This is a genomic window from Paenibacillus sp. NEAU-GSW1, from assembly GCF_009737085.1.
In the GTDB taxonomy this organism is placed as follows: Bacteria; Bacillota; Bacilli; order Paenibacillales; family Paenibacillaceae; genus Pristimantibacillus.
Genome location: NZ_WOVL01000004.1, coordinates 118,393 through 135,222 on the forward strand (window position 1 = coordinate 118,393; position 16,830 = coordinate 135,222).

At 53.5% G+C, this 16,830-nt stretch carries 12 protein-coding genes; all 12 read right to left on the bottom strand.

Translation table 11 applies throughout. The features are described from left to right. Positions 1 to 9 precede the first annotated feature (9 nt). Positions 10 to 297, bottom strand: a complete 288-nt coding sequence (gene spoIIID / locus GOM71_RS03805) for a sporulation transcriptional regulator SpoIIID (RefSeq protein ID WP_042170162.1) — start codon at positions 295 to 297, stop codon at positions 10 to 12. A gap of 194 nt (positions 298 to 491) precedes the next feature. Next, positions 492 to 1,223: a M23 family metallopeptidase gene (locus tag GOM71_RS03810; RefSeq protein WP_156278421.1), complete on the bottom strand. Its 732-nt coding sequence runs from the start codon at positions 1,221 to 1,223 to the stop codon at positions 492 to 494. A 104-nt stretch (positions 1,224 to 1,327) separates the two neighbouring features. Then, positions 1,328 to 2,449 carry a stage II sporulation protein D gene (spoIID, locus tag GOM71_RS03815; RefSeq protein ID WP_156278422.1) on the bottom strand — a complete coding sequence of 374 codons (1,122 nt, stop codon included), beginning with the start codon at positions 2,447 to 2,449 and terminating at the stop codon, positions 1,328 to 1,330. A gap of 90 nt (positions 2,450 to 2,539) precedes the next feature. Then, entirely contained in the window at positions 2,540 to 3,730 is a 1,191-nt protein-coding gene (locus GOM71_RS03820; RefSeq protein ID WP_156278423.1) for an ABC transporter permease, read from the bottom strand. After that, positions 3,672 to 4,433: an ABC transporter ATP-binding protein gene (locus GOM71_RS03825; RefSeq protein WP_156278424.1), complete on the bottom strand. Its 762-nt coding sequence runs from the start codon at positions 4,431 to 4,433 to the stop codon at positions 3,672 to 3,674. The genes GOM71_RS03820 and GOM71_RS03825 overlap by 59 nt, the downstream gene beginning before the upstream one ends. Then, a complete protein-coding gene (locus GOM71_RS03830) occupies positions 4,430 to 5,863 on the bottom strand; it encodes an efflux RND transporter periplasmic adaptor subunit (RefSeq protein ID WP_173275172.1) in 1,434 nt (477 codons plus the stop codon). The genes GOM71_RS03825 and GOM71_RS03830 overlap by 4 nt, the downstream gene beginning before the upstream one ends. Before the next feature lie 164 nt (positions 5,864 to 6,027). Beyond that, a complete protein-coding gene (gene murA, locus GOM71_RS03835) occupies positions 6,028 to 7,392 on the bottom strand; it encodes a UDP-N-acetylglucosamine 1-carboxyvinyltransferase (RefSeq protein WP_156278426.1) in 1,365 nt (454 codons plus the stop codon). Between the two features lie 383 nt (positions 7,393 to 7,775). Beyond that, positions 7,776 to 8,039 (bottom strand): DUF1146 domain-containing protein, encoded by a 264-nt coding sequence (locus GOM71_RS03840; RefSeq protein WP_156278427.1) that lies wholly within the window; start codon positions 8,037 to 8,039, stop codon positions 7,776 to 7,778. 63 nt (positions 8,040 to 8,102) lie between these two features. Next, positions 8,103 to 10,985, bottom strand: coding sequence for a S8 family peptidase (locus GOM71_RS03845; RefSeq protein WP_253944686.1), 2,883 nt, complete (start codon positions 10,983 to 10,985; stop codon positions 8,103 to 8,105). A gap of 766 nt (positions 10,986 to 11,751) precedes the next feature. Next, entirely contained in the window at positions 11,752 to 13,311 is a 1,560-nt protein-coding gene (locus GOM71_RS03850; protein ID WP_156278429.1) for an NADH-quinone oxidoreductase subunit N, read from the bottom strand. Between the two features lie 4 nt (positions 13,312 to 13,315). Then, positions 13,316 to 14,950, bottom strand: a complete 1,635-nt coding sequence (locus tag GOM71_RS03855) for a complex I subunit 4 family protein (RefSeq protein WP_156278430.1) — start codon at positions 14,948 to 14,950, stop codon at positions 13,316 to 13,318. Next, the gene (gene nuoL / locus GOM71_RS03860; protein WP_156278431.1) at positions 14,947 to 16,830 is read right to left on the bottom strand and encodes an NADH-quinone oxidoreductase subunit L; all 1,884 of its coding nucleotides are present in this window, start codon (positions 16,828 to 16,830) and stop codon (positions 14,947 to 14,949) included. The genes GOM71_RS03855 and nuoL overlap by 4 nt, the downstream gene beginning before the upstream one ends.

Below are 16,830 nucleotides of genomic sequence, written 5' to 3' on the forward strand. Positions count from 1 at the left end.
CGAAAACGTTTAACTTTTGCCGGCAGCCAAAACTTCCCGTTTTTTCGTGCTCGTTTTCTTATATTTGATCTTTGTTGCTTCTCCCCCTCTCAAGTGCCGGATCGATTTATGATACTCGAGAATGTGCTTTACCTGGTCCGCCAGATCGGGGTTGATTTCCGGCAAACGCTCGGTCAAATCCTTATGGACCGTACTTTTGGAAACGCCGAACTCTTTGGCGATTGTTCGTACCGTATGCTTCGTTTCAACGATGCAACGGCCTATTTTAATGGTTCGCTCTTTGATGTAATCGTGCACGTTCCCGCCTCCCTACTCGAGATAGTTTGGTACATTATATGAGTGGTGCGGGTAGATATTCTTTATGGTCAAGCCTGACAAGCCTGTTTGAATGAAAATTTTGCTAAAAACGTGAAAAAGCCTCCTGTGGAGGCCTTCCGAAAATGAAACAGGCAGGGGGCGGACCCCCTGCCTGTGCGACTAACGAACTATTTTTATTGCTGACCAACCGCCGTCGACGGATTTACCGCTTCGCCATCCTTCAGGACGCCGAAGTGGAGATGGTAACCGAGGTCGCGCTCCAATTCATTGCGGCCCGCTTTTGCGATAACCGTGCCTTGCTTCACTTCATCGCCTTCCGCCACCGCTACCTCGCTCAAGCTTTGGTATACGGTTACGAGGCCGTCGCCGTGGCTGATTTCAACGACGTTGCCGTTCGTTGGGTGCTTGATAACGGAAGTCACCTTACCGGACAGTGCCGCTTGCACATCGAAAGGCTGGTCGTTCGGATCGACGAGGTCGATGCCAAGATGGGCCGAGAAATCGTTGCCCGCTTGTACGACTGCTTTGGCTTGCTCTTCTGCGCTCGCGTTCTTGTCAAAGAACGGCAGCTCGACCTGCAGCGCTTCTTTATTGGCTACCGGCCATTCCATCTTCTCGCCTTTGCGGATCACTTCAAGCGCATCGTCATTCGGTTTTGCCGCATCGCCCTTATTCGTGGACTCCGTTTGCTCGATACCTGTTGTAGAAGTCTTCACGCTGTCATCGGCTCCCTGGTAGATCCACATTAAGGTTACGATAATTGCTGCCGCGGCCATGAATGCTGCCGGCGCAACCCATTTGCGCGTTAGCAGTTTTCTTACCCCGTTGCTAGATTTAGCGGCAGATGCCTCTCCCATTGCATTTTTGGGAGCTTCTTGCTTCGGTTTGTTTTGGTTTTCATTCATTTTCTATCACCTCACTAGCCATTGTTGCCAGTATGTCTAGCTTTATACGTGAGGCGATATTTTTTTTGAAATAGTTAGAGAGTATACGTTTATTGGTATACGAGTCATGACGATACAAGCTTCGAAACTCGTTCTACCTTTGTCCCCGAATAGTAATAGGTCACAATTTCCTCGGCATTCTTTCCCGCTTCCGCCATGCCGTTAGCGCCCCATTGGCTCATGCCGACGCCGTGTCCGTATCCGTAAGTCGTAATCGAGATTGTCTTGCCCTTTATGCTCCATGTAAATTGCGAGGATGCTAGCGCCAGCTTCTCTCTTACTTCGCGTCCGGTGAACAAATTTCCGTCTATTGATAGTTCCGCTATCCGATTTCCCGCCGTCTTCTTCAATATGAGTATGTCCGGCTTTCCTATCCTATCAACTCCAAGCTTGGCGTAAAACTCGCTCAGGCTGAATTTCAGCGTTTCTTTATAGCGGGGCGATATCGCCTCATCCCATGGGCTGGCTACGCTGCGCAAATACGGGGCGCCTAGCTGCCAATAGTCCTCGGCATTCTCCGTGTAACCGTTGCTGGTGGAAAAAAAGACCGCTTGAATCGGTTCGCCGTCATACGTAATAATTCGCCCTTTCGTTCCCTCGACTGCCTGATTCAGCTTTTTCAGATTGGCCTGTTGCTCGTTGTCCGGCCAATAGCTCTCCAACTTGTCCAGTGGCACATAGACCTGGTGCTGGACCGTATCGGTTACAACCGCTTTGGCTGCGGCCGCTGCCTCCGGCATTCCGCTGCGATCCTTTAATTCCATCCGCCTCACAATATAAGTGCGGGCAGCGATCGCTTGCGCCTTCAACGCCTCCAGCTTAAATGCGGCCGGCATTTCCGCTGCGACAACGCCTCTGACATACGTCTCTAGCGGAACGCGTTCCGTACGCTGCTCCTTCGTTAAATAAACAATCACGTTAATCTGTTCCTGTTCCTCTTTCGGCACCGTCGTCTTCGGCTCGTTCAGAGATGAAGAAGGCACCTGCCGCAACCCTTCGGCAGGCGCCTCGCCATTGGCTGAAACGCTGGATGCGTTCTGGCTCGCTTCATTAGCCGCCGCGGAAGCGAGCAGCATGAATGCGCCTAGAACAATTCCGAAACCAAAAGCTATCCAGATAGCCGTTTCGAGCCAACTTTTGCCGCGACGACGACCGAATCGATTCTGTCTCCCTATGATTCGCCTCATGATACCCACTCTCTCAATTGCGTCTTGATGGTTTATTCTATGAGGACGGTTAATAGGGTAGAACCTGCTTTTCTATGGTTTCTATGACATTTAATCGTAACGAAGCGCGTCCACCGGCTTCAAGCTTGCCGCCTTGTTCGCGGGCAAATAGCCAAACACGACGCCCACAAAGGCTGAGAATGCGAAGGCAAGCATGACCGTATTGATCGGCACCTCGGTCTCCGTCTGCATTACCCGGCCGATGACAAAAGAAGCGATATAGCCTAGGAATATACCAAGCGCGCCGCCGAGGCCGCTTATGCATACCGCTTCTACAAGAAATTGAAACAATATGTCCCGCTTCTTGGCGCCTAGCGATTTCCGGATGCCTATCTCTCTCGTTCTTTCCGTTACCGATACGAGCATAATGTTCATAATGCCGATGCCGCCAACGATGAGTGAAATAGCCGCTACGTATATAAGCTGCCGGTTCATCGTTTCATTTACAGAATTGAGCGTCTTCATCGCTTCTTCCTGATTAAGCACGCGGTAGGCGTTCTCGTTGCCGCGGAATTTTTCATATAGAACAGCCTCAACGCCCGTTACCACGGAGCTCATCCGATCGGTATCCGTTACTTTTAAGTTGATTGTGGTGATGCCGTTCGTCTGAAATATTTTTTGAGCGGTCGTTACCGGAATGAGTATTTTCTCGTCGTTAGAACCGGTAAGCGAGCTGCCTTTCGATTCCAATAGACCGACAATCGTAAAGATATAGCCGTTGATCGATATTTTTTTGCCGACTGCTTCCTCTGGATTCTCGCCTTCTTCCTCGAACAAATCTTTAGCCGTCTGCGTGCCGATAAGCGCGGCCTTCGTCTTGTTATTGATGTCCGGGGCCGCGATATATCTGCCGTCCTGCACGCTGAAATCTTTGACACTCTCATATTCGGGAGTAATGCCCTCTATGCTCACAGACACTTGCGTCCGGCCGAATTTGGCATAAGCGTTCGTGCTTGTAACCGGAGCAACCCCTTTTACGTTGTTTAGATCGCCAAGTTCAAGCGCCTCCTCCATCGACAGCGACGTTACGGTGCCCCGGCCTGTAATCGTAACCGAAAGCGAGTCCGGGCTGCCGAGCGACGCCACTTGGCCCGCCACCTCGTTGGAGGACGCTTTGCCCATCGCGACCAGCGCAATAACCGTGGCGACTCCGATTAGAATGCCAAGCATGGAGAGGACGGTTCTAAGCTTGTTCGATAAGACGCTCTTGACCGCCATCATGAGACCTTGCGTAAGCTTCATGGCTGCCCCTCCTTTTCTGCTCCGTCAGCACCCCGTCTCTTATGACGACCGTTCGGCTTGCCCGCTGCGCGACTTCCATATCATGCGTAATCAAAATAATGGTCTGCCCGGCGCGATTCAGCTCCTCCATCATGCCAAGCACTTCCATGCCCGTCTTCGAATCCAGCGCTCCCGTAGGCTCATCGGCCAGCAACAGGGGCGGATTCGTGGCAAGCGCCCGCGCTATCGCCACGCGCTGCTGTTGGCCTCCTGAGAGCTCGTTCTGGCGGTGATGAAGCCGATGTCCCAGACCTACGCGTTCCAGCGCCTCAAGCGCTCGCGCTTTCCGTTCCTTGCCGGACATTCCTCTGTAAATGAGGGGAAGCTCGCAATTTTCCAGCGCCGTCAGCTTCGGCAGCAAATGATACCCCTGAAAAATAAAGCCGATTTTCTTGTTGCGCATTTCGGTCAGCTTGTTGTCGCTCTGTCCTTTTATTTCGGTGCCGTCCAGCTTGTAGCTGCCTTCGTTAGGCACATCGAGACAGCCGATAATGTTCATAAGCGTCGATTTCCCCGAACCGGACGGACCGACAACCGCCAGAAAATCGCCATGGTTAACCGTAAGCGACACCTCATGCAAAATCGTCGTTCGCTCCCGCGCCATTGTGTAATACTTGACGATGTTGCTCATCTCGATCAATGGAGTGGCCGACTCGCGATTCATCGCATGCCACCGCCTCCCATGCTGCCGCCGCTCGTTCTCATGTTGCCGCCTCCGCCCTGGCCTTGGCCTTGGAAAATCATACCGCCGCCCCCGCCCGGAAAGCCCATGCCGCCGCCTGGGAAGACGTTCTGCCGCTGTTGCTCGGCTTCGTCGCCCATGCCTGCTGCTCCGGTCGGAGCCGGCAGCAGAACCGTTGCCCCCTCTTCAAGGCCGGACACGATTTCCACATAAGTTTCGTCGCTAATGCCGACTGCAACCTCCTGCAGCTGTCCGCCAAGCGCGATATTCTTCATGGCCTCCTGCATTCTGGCTTGCATTCTGCCCTGGCCGCCAGGCACGCCTTCCGCTGCAGCCCCTGTGCCACGCTGGCCTTGCGTTCCGCCGCTGCCCTGCGCCTGCCCAGCTCCTGCCGCGCCTGATTCTTGCGTTCCGCCACTTTGCGGTCTAACGCCGCCTTGCTGACCCGCTGCTGTCTCTCCTGTGCCGCCCGCAGCAGCGCCTGGCACGCGAACGAACGACTTGCCGCCCATTTCGACGACGGCGTCCACCGGAACAAGCACAACGTCCGTTCTCGAATCGGTCGTAATATCCGCTTGTCCGGACATGCCTACCATAACGCCTTCAATATCGTTAAGCAGCAGGCTGACGCTGTATGCGGCCGAACCGTTTGAAACCGTACCCTCTTTGGCGATTTCCGATACGGTCGCGTCGATCGTTCGATCCGTAATCGAACTCAGCGTAATTTGCGCGTTTTGACCTTCTTTCACATTCGGAATATCAAGCTCGTCGATCGAAGTAACAAACTCAAGCATCGTATAGTCAACAATTTCGATTACGACAGTCTTGGCGTCCACTTCATCTCCCACGCTAAGATCACTTGCCGTAACCTCGCCGTCAATCGAAGCGACAACTTGCTTCACTTCCTTCGCCTGCTCCTCATAAATATCCTGAAGGTCTTCATTGAAGTCCTCGATGCTCGACTCTAATTCTTCAATCTCGTCAACGATCTTCGCCATCGTCTCTTCCTCATTCTCCGTTCCGATCGCTGCCTTGTATTCTTCTTGCTTATCCGTAATTTGTTCCTTCAACTTTTCCTTATTGTCGTTAATGTCGCTGATTTGGTCTTCATAATCATCCTTCTCTTCAAAGGTCGCAATCACTTGCCCCTTCTTAACCTTATCGCCCTCTTTCACGGCAAGCGTTGCAATCGTGCCGCTTTTGCCCGCAAGCACCGTTGCCCTGGAATTGGCTTCCACCGAGCCAGTGCCGCTGATGGCCACTTTAATGTCACCCTTGATCGCCCTTGACTGCAGGGCAGCTGCCGTTGTCGTCGCCGCCTCTTCAGTCCGGGCGAAAAAGTAGTAATAGGAACCTCCGCCAGCTGCTGCGAGAATAATAATAATGCCGAGCCATACTGTCCATTTTTTCATTGAACGTACTCCACCCTCCATCAATCATGTCTATTGACGAAAATAGCACGCAAAAATGAACATAGCATGAACAAGCCGCACGACGCGGCAAAACAAAAAAAAGAGCTCGCTTCCGCAAGCCCGTTATGGCTAGTCGAAAGCAGCTCTTTCTATTTTGGATAACGTTATGCCCAAGTCGGCTGCACTTTCAGTACGGCCACTTCTTTCTCGCGCTTAAAGCTGCTAACGGTCTCCTGTTCGGAAATGTTCGCAGCAACTGCAACCGGAGCCTCTGCTTCTACCCGATGCACGATAGCGCCAAGCGAGGACAGCTTGCCGGTAATATTAACGTAACCGCGATCAATATGATGAATGCCCGTAATTTCCGTCTCGCCGTCTGCGCGAAGCGCCGCGCAAATAAGAGCAGCTCCCGCACGCAAATCTGTGGCGCATACTTTAGCGCCCGTCAGCGGAAAACCTCCGCTAACAAAAGCCGAGCGTCCCTCCACCTTGATTTGCGCGTTCATCTTCTGGAACTGTTCCACATGCATGAAACGGTTCTCAAAAACGGTTTCAGTTACAACTGCCGTTCCTTCCGCCATAAGCAGAAGCGCCATCATTTGCGATTGCATATCAGTCGGAAATCCCGGATGCGGAAGCGTCTTGACGTCGACCGACTTCAGCTCGCGGCCCGCACGCACGCGAATGCCGTTATCCGATTCCAGAACCTCTACGCCCATTTCCTGAAGCTTGGAAATAACCGGCGTCAAATGATCGGAAATTGCGCCTTCCACGAATACGTCGCCGCCCGTAATGGCTGCCGCGATCATGAACGTTCCCGCTTCGACGCGGTCAGGAATGACATGGTGCTTCACGCCGCGCATTTGATCGACGCCCTCGATCCGAATCATGCCGGTGCCGGCGCCGCGCACTTTCGCGCCCATTGCGTTCAAGTAGTTGGCAAGATCGACGATTTCCGGCTCCTTCGCCGCATTCTCGATCGTTGTTGTACCTTCCGCGAGCGCGGCTGCCATCATAATGTTCTCCGTCGCTCCGACACTTGCGACGTCGAGATAAATTTTAGCGCCTTTCAGGCGGCTTTTCACACTCGCTTCAATGAAGCCTTGACCGATCGTAATTTCCGCGCCCATTGCTTCAAAGCCTTTCAAATGCTGGTCGATCGGCCTTGTTCCAATCGCGCAACCGCCAGGAAGCGAAATCCGCACCTTGCCGACGCGCGCAAGCAACGGCCCCATGACAAGGAATGACGCTCTCATTTTGCGAATGAGCTCGTATGGCGCTTCGAACGAAGCAATAGATGCCGCAGATATGCGCATCGTTTCATTATTGTAGGACATTTTAGCGCCAAGAGACCCTAACACCTGTTGTATAGTCATCACATCATCGAGGAGGGGGACGTCACAGATGACGCTGTCTCCTTCCGCCGCAAGTAAAGAGGCTGCCAATATGGGAAGCACTGCGTTTTTTGCACCGCTGACACGGACCGTTCCCGACAAGCGCTGGCCTCCGCGGACGATAATTTTGGTCATCTTATAGTTCCCTCCGCGAACTGATTTTCGTTACGTAAGTTATTTCATCTAACCTTCATCTTAGCATTAATTTACACAAATCGACAAGCGATAAATTTGTTCCAATTATTGTCCAAAAACCGCATCGAATCGCGTCATTTCAAACGCCCTAATTCTGTCGAACTGCGTCTAAAGACGGCGTTTTCAATGAATGGAATTCGGCTTTTATGCCTAATTGGACAAAGAAATGCTATATACCTCTTTCGCTTGTGTCGAATATTGGTGTTTTTAAACCCGGTATATGGCTGCTTATCGGCCATTTAACGCCAATTTATAACTATTCGCAGCTCATTTCCGTTTTCGTACCGTCATCTAATACCCATTGTTGACTGTTTTTGCGTTTGTTATTCGACAAAGCTTCTAAGCATAACGGACCAAGACCAGTAGTCGAGAATAAATTTCGCAAACCAGTGTCCGAGCACGACAGCTATAACAACTTGAAGCATTTTCGCCTTTGTGTTGCGCGGAAATTTGAAAAAAGTGTCCATTTTTACTTCTTGCAGCAAAAACCATACAAACACAATGCTGACTAGCGTCACCACAATGGAAAACAATCCGGTTACGCCGGTCGTCATGGCAATATCATTTGCCCATTGATCCGTGTTCATTGCTCTCAAAATCACTCCTTACATCAGGACTTTGATCGAGCTCAAAGTCACTCTTATTTGACGCTACTTATATAATCGGTAAAGGAGCGTCGTAAATTCAGCCCGGCTTGCTTTCGCCTCCGGCTCAAAACGATTGCCTTCCTTGCCCGATATGACGCTATTCAGCTTCATTGCGCTTAAAACCGGAGCCGCCCAATGCGTCTTCGGCACGTCGGCGAAAGGTGGGTAGATCGGCAGCATCGCGTTTATTTTTTCCGCGCGGGCTATCATCGTTGCCATCTCGGCTCTCGTTATGGGCTGATTGGGCTTGAAATCGCCGTCCGGGAATCCTTTTACCCATCCTAACTGAGACGCTTTTCTCACCGCACTGTAAGCCCAATGCTTGGAATTCATATCATCGTAGCTAACCGGCACAGCAGTTGAGCCGCCCCCGCCAGGCTTGTAAGCCTTGACCGTCATGGCTACCGCTTCAGCCCGCGTAATCGAACGATCAGGTTCGAACATAAAATTGCCGGTTCCGGTCGCAATGCCGCTCTTGTTCATCGCCACAATCGCATCCCTGGCCCAATGGCCGCTTATATCGCGAAAGCCGGCTATCAGCTCGTCGATATCAATTCGAAAACGATAATATTGCTTATCGAACGGCTCATTCGAAGTCAGCTTCACATAATACGCGCCAGCTTGCAATCGTTTGTCGCTCATGAACAACGATTTCGAGCCACCGCTCGATTGGCTGAACAGCCGTTTTTGCTTTTTATCGTAGACTTCCATCCGCATCACTTTTCCATCAGGAATGTCTTCAAGCCGGAAATCCAGAACGCTTTCTTTAGCAAGCCTCACTTGAAACCAGTCGGCATCTCCCGCTTTGCCCATTACACCGACATATTGCGTACCCGAGCTTACCCGAAGCGCTTCATAGTATTTATCGTTAGGCTCATTCGGATCTTCATACTTTGGCGTATACGTCAACTTGAGCGTATATGTTCCGACTGTCGGACTGGCTTCAGATGAGATGGCATTATGAACTCGAAAATAGTACTTGCCCGGCGTAATGGTCAGCACCGGCGATTGCTCGCTTTCGCCCTCCTGATGGTCGTCATAGTCAACCAGCGACTGGCCGGCTTTTTGAACGGCGAGACCCGGGTCGATCCGCGCTGTGTTGGTGCTTAGCCTCATGCTGAGCGTCCCGCTATGGGTGAAGTTGATAACGAACCAATCGCGATCGGCCGTCTGATGGAAGCTGCCGTTAATCGTCTGGCTTCGCGGCTGCAGCGTAAACGCTTCGTACGACTTGTCGTTCGATTCATACGAATCCTTTCCCATTTGAAAGGAAGCCGTCATCAAATACGGCACTTTGGCGCTTATATTCGAATTGATCGGCTCCAGCCGAATATACTGCCAGCCTTTTTTAACTTTGATCTCAAAGTTTTTGCTTCCGAGCTTCGTATCCTCCGACTTTTGCAGCCTGCTCTCCCTGTAATGCGACAGCCGGACCGGAGGCGCCGTTTTTCCTTGGGAAAGGATCGCTTCATAACGGATCGTCAGCGTTCCGTCATAAGGAACGTTAACCCTATACCAATCACGGTCTCCGCCTGTCGCAAGCGCTGCGGGAATTTGCTTGGACAGCGGCAAAACCGCCGCTTGCCCGTAGCTGTTATTCGGCTCAAAGCGGTCGCTGTCAAGCGCTGCGGCAACCGCTTTGTGAATTTGCAGCAGACCGTATCCGCTCTGTTCATCAAATCCCCGCGAACCGATGTCTCTAGCCGTTTGACGCAGCAGCTCGCGAACCTGATAAGGCTTTATTTGCGGATAACGAGCCCAGATGAGCGCTGCGGCTGCAGCTGCCTGCGGCGCCGCCATCGATGTGCCTTCTTCGTTTTTGTAACGCCCGCCGATTGCTGTTGTATAGACGTTCCAAGGCGCAACAAGATCGAGCTCCGAGCCGGGATTCGATCGCGTGTCGGGCGTATTGTCCTTTCTGGCGCCGCCCACGGCAAGCACCGTCGGGTAGGCAGCGGGATATTTAACCTCGGCTTTGCTGCCCATGCTCTGGCCGTCATTGCCGGCTGCCGCGACGAGAAGCGAGCCCTTGCTTTCCGCGTATTCTACAATGTCGAGCATGTAAGGCGAATAACGATGCAGGCCGACCGACAGCACAATGATTTTCGCTTTTTTCCGGACCGCGTACAAAATCGCCTCGCCAAGCTCCTGCTCCGTGCCGTCGCCTCGATAGTCCAATGCTTTGATCGGCATCAGCTTCGCTTTCCACAGAATGCCCGATCCGCCCTTCCCGTTATTGCCCGATGCGGCAATGACGCCGGCGACGCTTGTGCCGTGTCCGTTGTCGTCGTCGGGCGCCTGGTTAGGCTGAACGAGATTGACGCCGGGAACGAGATTGTCTTTAAGATCGGGATGGTCGAGATCGACGCCCGTATCAATGACGGCGATCGTCAGATCGGTCTGCTCGCGAACGCTCTTCCATGCTTCGATCGCGCCGATCTGTTTCAGATGGAGCTGCTTTGCCAGCTCCGGGTCGTTCGCTTCGCCAGGCGCACGCGCGCTTTGCGAAGCGAGCGGCTGCGCCGCCGCGCCAGCCGCCGCACCGCTTGCGTTCGGCGCGGCAGCCAAGACGTGCACCGTTTGATTCGGGTGCACGTATTCCACGCCCGGCGTGCTCCTCAACAGGAGCAGCCATGGCGTGATGTCCGCGCCCGGGTCGGCGGGCGCGACAAGGTCTACCGCCGCCTCGGCCTGGCGGCGGAGCACGATCGTCCCGGGCAGCGCATGAGCGTGCCCGGGGCTGCGCCATTTGAGGAGCCAGCTTTGCGGCTCCTCTTGAGCGGCGTCGGCGGCATGCGGTATGCTCGCCGCCGCGCCGCCGACGATCGCCGCCAGCAGAACGATGGCGGCTAATTTTTTATATAAATGCAAGAGCGAACGACTCATTCCATTGCGCCTCGATGTCATAATAGTAGGTGGAGCTCAATGGAAGCCGTCATCGTTCGCCCAATTTCGCGTTACTTAGACCTAACGAACAAAAAGGAATGCTTCCATCCTTTATAAAAGTTCGCTTTGCATGACGCAATTTCCTTTCATTTTACAAATACAGGGCAAAAGACCTATTCTATTGTTCCATTTGCCATTATCTCTATCCATCCCGGCTACCCCCTCATTTACATTCACTCCATTTCCCTCCTGCTGCTTTCCCGTATGGCGCTGGACAGCCAGCCGCAGTTGCGAGGCTTTTATGCACCGTAACGGCCTTTGGGGCCGTTACAACGCTGCTACCCCCATCTTACGGCTTCCCTAAAGGCCTCAAAGGCCCTTAGGAGCTCAAATTCGGCGCTGGACGCCGCAGTTGCGAGGCTTTTATGCACCGTAACGGCCTTCGGGGCCGTTACAACGCTGCTTCCCCCATCTTACGGCTTCCCTAAAGCCCTCGAAGGCCTTTAGAAGCTCATAATCGAGTTTAGCGCCATCCCCATAGAAGGTATATATTCATTCCCTCCAAATATTTTCCTATATTTTATTTGAACAATTCGCCGCCTCTATTGTGCAAAATAGCGCTTAGCCCGCTGAATCTGCACCTAAGCGCTTACAATGCATGCAAAAGTTGTCTCCTTCCTGTTGGCGCGAAGCTAACGAAAAAAAAGCAGGGCCGGCAGCTTTCGCCGCACAGCCCTGCTCCCCACTTTCCGCTCAACCAACTTCATTAGCGCACAAACAAGTCTCCTTGAATCGTAAAGACCGCTTGAATCCAATCGAGCAGCGGTCCCGGCGCAACGCCGAGCGCTGCCGTCGCGGCAGCGCATATCCAAATGACTGCACCCGCAGTCGCCGGCACTGCGATCTCGCCTTCATCCTCATTGCTTGAGCGCATGAACATTTGCCGAACGATCGCAAAGTAGAAGTAATATGAGATTAGACTGCTCACAACCATAATCGCGACCAGCCAGTAAGCTTTAGCGTTGGCTGCGCCCAGCAGTATAAACAGCTTGCCGAAAAACCCGCCGCTAATCGGCAGCCCGGCGAGCGACAAAACGAAAATGACCATCGCCGCCGCCGTCCAAGGCGCGCGGTAATACAAACCCGAGAAGCCTCTCAGCTCCTCGTGGCCGGGCGATTGGCTGATAACCGTCAACACCGCAAACGCGCCAATCGTCATAAACAGATAAGCGATCAAATAAAAAATAAATTCCGATACGTTGTTGCTGTGAACGATCGTAAAATTCAACCCGATCGGCACGAGCAGGTAACCGCCATTCGCTGCGCCCGACAACGCCAGCAGCCGTTTCATCTGACGTTGCCGCAGCGCAGCCGCAGTGCCGACGAGCATTGCCGCCGCTGCAGCTATGAGCAGCGCCAAATAAACATCGTCGCCAATCGGCTTCCCTCCGTTGCTGCCGCCGCCGGTTATAAAGAAGGCGCTGTTGTACAATATCCGCAGCACCGCAGCAAGCGCCGCCCCTTTCGAGACGACCGCGAGAAAAGCAGATATCGGCGTCGGAGCGCCTTGATATACGTCGGGCGCCCATGCGTGAAACGGAGCCGCGGCGATTTTTACCGCGAATCCGGCAATTAGGAAGAAGAACCCGACATATACGAGCGCGGGATAATTGTTCAGCGCCTCCGGCAGCGCTATGCGGAAAGCTGACAGCTCTACCGATCCGGTCAACCCGTACAAGTAGGACATCCCGAACAAAATGAACGCTGAGGATATGCCTCCGATTACGACATACTTGAAAGCCGCCTCCGCCGATGCCGTCGACCTTTTGCGCAAAGCGACAAGCACATAGCTCGTAATGCTAAGAAGCTCCAAACCAATATAAAGCGTTACTAGATTGCCGGACGACGCCATAATCATTGCGCCCATAGCGGCCGGCAGCAGCAGGTAGAACAGCTCCGCGCGATCAACGATCGCGTCATCCCGCTTCACCGAGCCGATCGCCATTAGAGCGATAAGAGCAGTACCAGCCAGAAAGACCAGCTTTAGCAAGCCGCCGAAATCATCGACAACATAGCTCGCCCCAAGCAGGCTGAACGGCTGCCCTCCCTCTCTGACGCTCCCATCCAGCATAACGATAACGGTAAGCGTCGCCGATATCGCAAGTCCTGCGATCGACAGCCAGCCGATAGTCAGCCTTGACACGCGCTTAGGAAGCAGCAGGTCGGCGACGACCAGCAGCAAGAATACGATACCCAAGCTAAGCTCGGGAGCCATGACGAAAATATCCGACGTCGTTAAAGGCAGAAACGAAGATTCTTCAGTCATTGGCTCACCCTCCCGACCTAGCTGAAAATAATGGTTGAAACAGCGTATTTACGCTGTATTGAAGCGTATCTGTCAAGAGCGACGGGAAACAGCCGAGCAGTACGATAAAGGCTAGCAGCACGATCATCGGAAACGCTTCGACCAGCCGCGCATCCTTCGCCGCCGCATATTTCTCGTCCATTGGCCCGAATGTTGTTTTCAATACCGCACGCAGCACGTAGACGGCAGTCAGAATGACGCCCAGCACCGCGAAGCCTGCTATCCACGGCTGCGTATCGAACAGGCCGAGCAGCGTCAGCAGCTCTCCGACAAAACCGGAAAGTCCGGGCAAGCCGAGCGACGCGAGGCCCGCAGCAAGCAGCATCCCGCTCGTAAAAGGCAGCGACCTGGACAACCCGCCCAGCTCTGGAAGCTCCGTCGTTTTCGTTCTTTCATAAAGGCTGCCGACGATCAGGAACAACAGCGCGGATATAAGGCCATGCGATACGAGCTGGAATACCGCTCCTTGCAGCCCCGCCGCGTTAAAAGCAGCTAGCCCCAGCAGCACGATCCCCATATGGCTGATCGAGGAATAGGCAAGCACCAGCCTAAGGTCGGTTTGGCGGAACGCGATTAGCGCTCCGTACAGCAGATTGATCAAGCCGAGCACAGCGAGCACAACCGACCATTCCTTGGCCTGCTCCGGGAATAAGTAAATGCCGAATCGAATCATGCCATAGGCGCCCATTTTGAGCAAAATGCCGGAGTGAATCATAACGACGGCAGGCGGCGCCTCCGTGTGCACCTTAAGCATCCACGTATGGAACGGGAAGATCGGCAGCTTAATGCCGAAGCCGACCAGCAGCATAATGAACAGCGTCCAATGCATCGCATCCGTCATATGAAACGGATTGACGCCCCCGATTGACTCAGGCAACAGATTGACCCACGCCGACGCATCCGCCATATTGCGGGCTATATCGGTATAGCTGCCGCTGTAAATGAACTGTACGACATCGTCGACCTGCTCGATCCGGAAGCCGGCCGTATTTACAAGAATAAGGAAGGCGATCAGCAAAACTGCCGAACCAAGCCCGTTGTACAGCAGGAATTGATTGGCCGCACGCTCGCGGTTATAAAAGCCCCATATGCCGATAAGGAAATACATCGCAATAATCGTAATTTCGAAACTAATAAAAAACAGAAATAAGTCCCTCGCCAGAAACACGCCGAGCATTCCCGCTTCAAGCAACAGAAACCAGGCAAAAAAAGCTTTCCATCTCTTCTTCACATGAATCGAAGCAAAGGCCGCCATCGCCGTCACCAGCGCTGTCAGAATAACGAGCGGCAACGACAGACCGTCCAGTCCAACCGCATACTGAATCGTGAATTTGTATTCCGATACAGCCGCTTGCTGCGTCTCCTTATTGAGCGGCACATCCACCCAGACAGCTTGCTCTTCATAATTGCTGCCGCCCTGATGATTGTCGTAATCCACATAGAGCCAGCCGGAGAGAACGAGAGGCACTAGCGTAGCAATTACAGCAACCGCATGCAGCAAGCGATTGCGCTTGCTCGGCAGCAGGAGCACTGCCAGCAGCCCTGCGAGCGGGGACAGCAATAACACGGTAAGTATCGGCCAATCGGAGAGGTTCATCATGACCAAAACCTCCTTCCAACGATTGCCGCAATAAGAATGATGCAGCCGATAACCGCCGCCAGGACGTAAGTTTGCACCTGTCCGTTGCTAAGCCGAACTGCAATCCGCCCGAATGCGGATGCAGCCGCGCCGCTCAAACGAACGGCGCCCCCGATCACATACTCATCGAATACCGCAAGCATACGGCCGATACCGCGAAGCGGCTTCGCAATAACTGCGTTATACAGCTCATCCAAAAAATAGCCTCGTTCCAGCGTTCGTTCGAGCTTAGGCATTTTCTCGAATACGCCGCCTCCAATGCTCCGTTTGCCGTAGATAAGCCAGCCCAGATAAATGCCAAGCGCGCCTACGGCGATTGATGCGACCATGGCCGCAATCCCTTTGCTGCCATGGTCAGCTGCAGCCGTGCCTCCTGCTTCAAGCCATTCGCCGAACCAGCCGTTCCACGGCGTTTCCACAAAACCGGCGATGATCGACAGCACTGCGAGCGCGATCATCGGTACCGTCATAACCGCCGGAGACTCATGAACCGTTCCATTTCCGGAACGCGGCTTGCCTGTAAACACGAGTACAAACAACCGCGTCATGTAAAGCGCCGTGCAGAACGCCGCTGCCAAGCCGACGACGAACAGCAGCGGGTTTTCATCCAACGCTGTCGCCAGAATCGCGTCCTTCGACCAAAAGCCTGAAAACGGCGGAATGCCCGACAGCGCCAATGCGCCGATGGCAAACGTCCAAGCGGTTGTCTTCATTTTGCCGCCGAGTCCGCCCATCTCTCGAATGTCCTGCGTATGTAGAGCATGGATGACGCTGCCCGCTCCAAGAAACAGCAGCGCTTTGAAAAAGGCATGCGTGAACAAGTGAAATATGCTGCCGGTAACCGAGCCCAAACCGATTGCCATTACCATATAGCCAAGCTGACTGATCGTCGAATAGGCGAGAATGCGTTTGATGTCATTTTGCGCAAGGGCGATTGTCGCCGCGAATATCGCGGTAAATCCGCCAACGTAAGCTATAATCTGGAGCGCCGCTTCGGATGCGCTGATGATATCGAATGTTCTAGCAAGCAGAAATACGCCTGCTGCAACCATTGTTGCGGCGTGGATCAGGGCACTGATCGGCGTCGGGCCTTCCATCGCGTCCGGGAGCCATGTATGCAGCGGAAACTGGCCGGATTTGCCGATTGCGCCAATGAAGATCAACAGAGCAATAAACGTAGTAATGCCTGAGGTAATTGTCCCGGATTGCCCTTCGCTGAACACGTTATGAATGTTGCTGAAGTCGAGCGCATGTCCGGGCATATACCAGAACAGCAGCAAAATCGCGAGCAGCAGCCCGGCGTCGCCGATCCGCGTCACAATAAACGCCTTTTTTGCGGCAGCTTTTGCCGTTGGCTTGGCGAACCAGAAGCCCACCAGCAGAAACGAGCATACGCCGACCAGCTCCCAGAAAATATAAAGCGACAGCATATTGTCCGCCAGCACCAGCCCCAGCATCGAGAACGTAAACAGCGAGACATAGCTGTAATAGACCGTCAGTCTCTCGTCGTTCTTCATATAACCGGCGGAGTAAATGTTGACCGCCAAGCTGACTGCCGTCACGACAACGAGCATGAGCGCGGTCAAATTCGTCACTTCAAAGCCGATACGCAGCGTATAATCGCCGACTGCAATCCATTTAAAGCTGTTGCTATAATCCGCTGCCCCGGAACCAAGCATTTCGATCAGCACGAGCAGCGACATGACAAGCGACGCGAGCGAGCCCAGCGAGCCCAGCAGCATCGCCGTTGAGCGATAACTGCGTCCAAGCGCTGTCAGCAGGAGGAACGCCGTCAGCGGAAACAACGGGATGAGCCAAGCCGATTGGGTATACATTTCCAT

Coding starts and splice junctions, on each gene's coding strand:
- GOM71_RS03850 (WP_156278429.1), bottom strand. CDS start 13,311: ATGACTGAAGAATCTTCGTTTCTGCCTTTAACGACGTCGGATATTTTC.
- GOM71_RS03820 (WP_156278423.1), bottom strand. CDS start 3,730: ATGAAGCTTACGCAAGGTCTCATGATGGCGGTCAAGAGCGTCTTATCG.
- GOM71_RS03810 (WP_156278421.1), bottom strand. CDS start 1,223: ATGAATGAAAACCAAAACAAACCGAAGCAAGAAGCTCCCAAAAATGCA.
- nuoL (WP_156278431.1), bottom strand. CDS start 16,830: ATGGAAATGTATACCCAATCGGCTTGGCTCATCCCGTTGTTTCCGCTG.
- murA (WP_156278426.1), bottom strand. CDS start 7,392: ATGACCAAAATTATCGTCCGCGGAGGCCAGCGCTTGTCGGGAACGGTC.
- GOM71_RS03825 (WP_156278424.1), bottom strand. CDS start 4,433: ATGAATCGCGAGTCGGCCACTCCATTGATCGAGATGAGCAACATCGTC.
- GOM71_RS03845 (WP_253944686.1), bottom strand. CDS start 10,985: ATGAGTCGTTCGCTCTTGCATTTATATAAAAAATTAGCCGCCATCGTT.
- GOM71_RS03840 (WP_156278427.1), bottom strand. CDS start 8,039: ATGAACACGGATCAATGGGCAAATGATATTGCCATGACGACCGGCGTA.
- GOM71_RS03830 (WP_173275172.1), bottom strand. CDS start 5,863: ATGAAAAAATGGACAGTATGGCTCGGCATTATTATTATTCTCGCAGCA.
- spoIID (WP_156278422.1), bottom strand. CDS start 2,449: ATGAGGCGAATCATAGGGAGACAGAATCGATTCGGTCGTCGTCGCGGC.
- GOM71_RS03855 (WP_156278430.1), bottom strand. CDS start 14,950: ATGATGAACCTCTCCGATTGGCCGATACTTACCGTGTTATTGCTGTCC.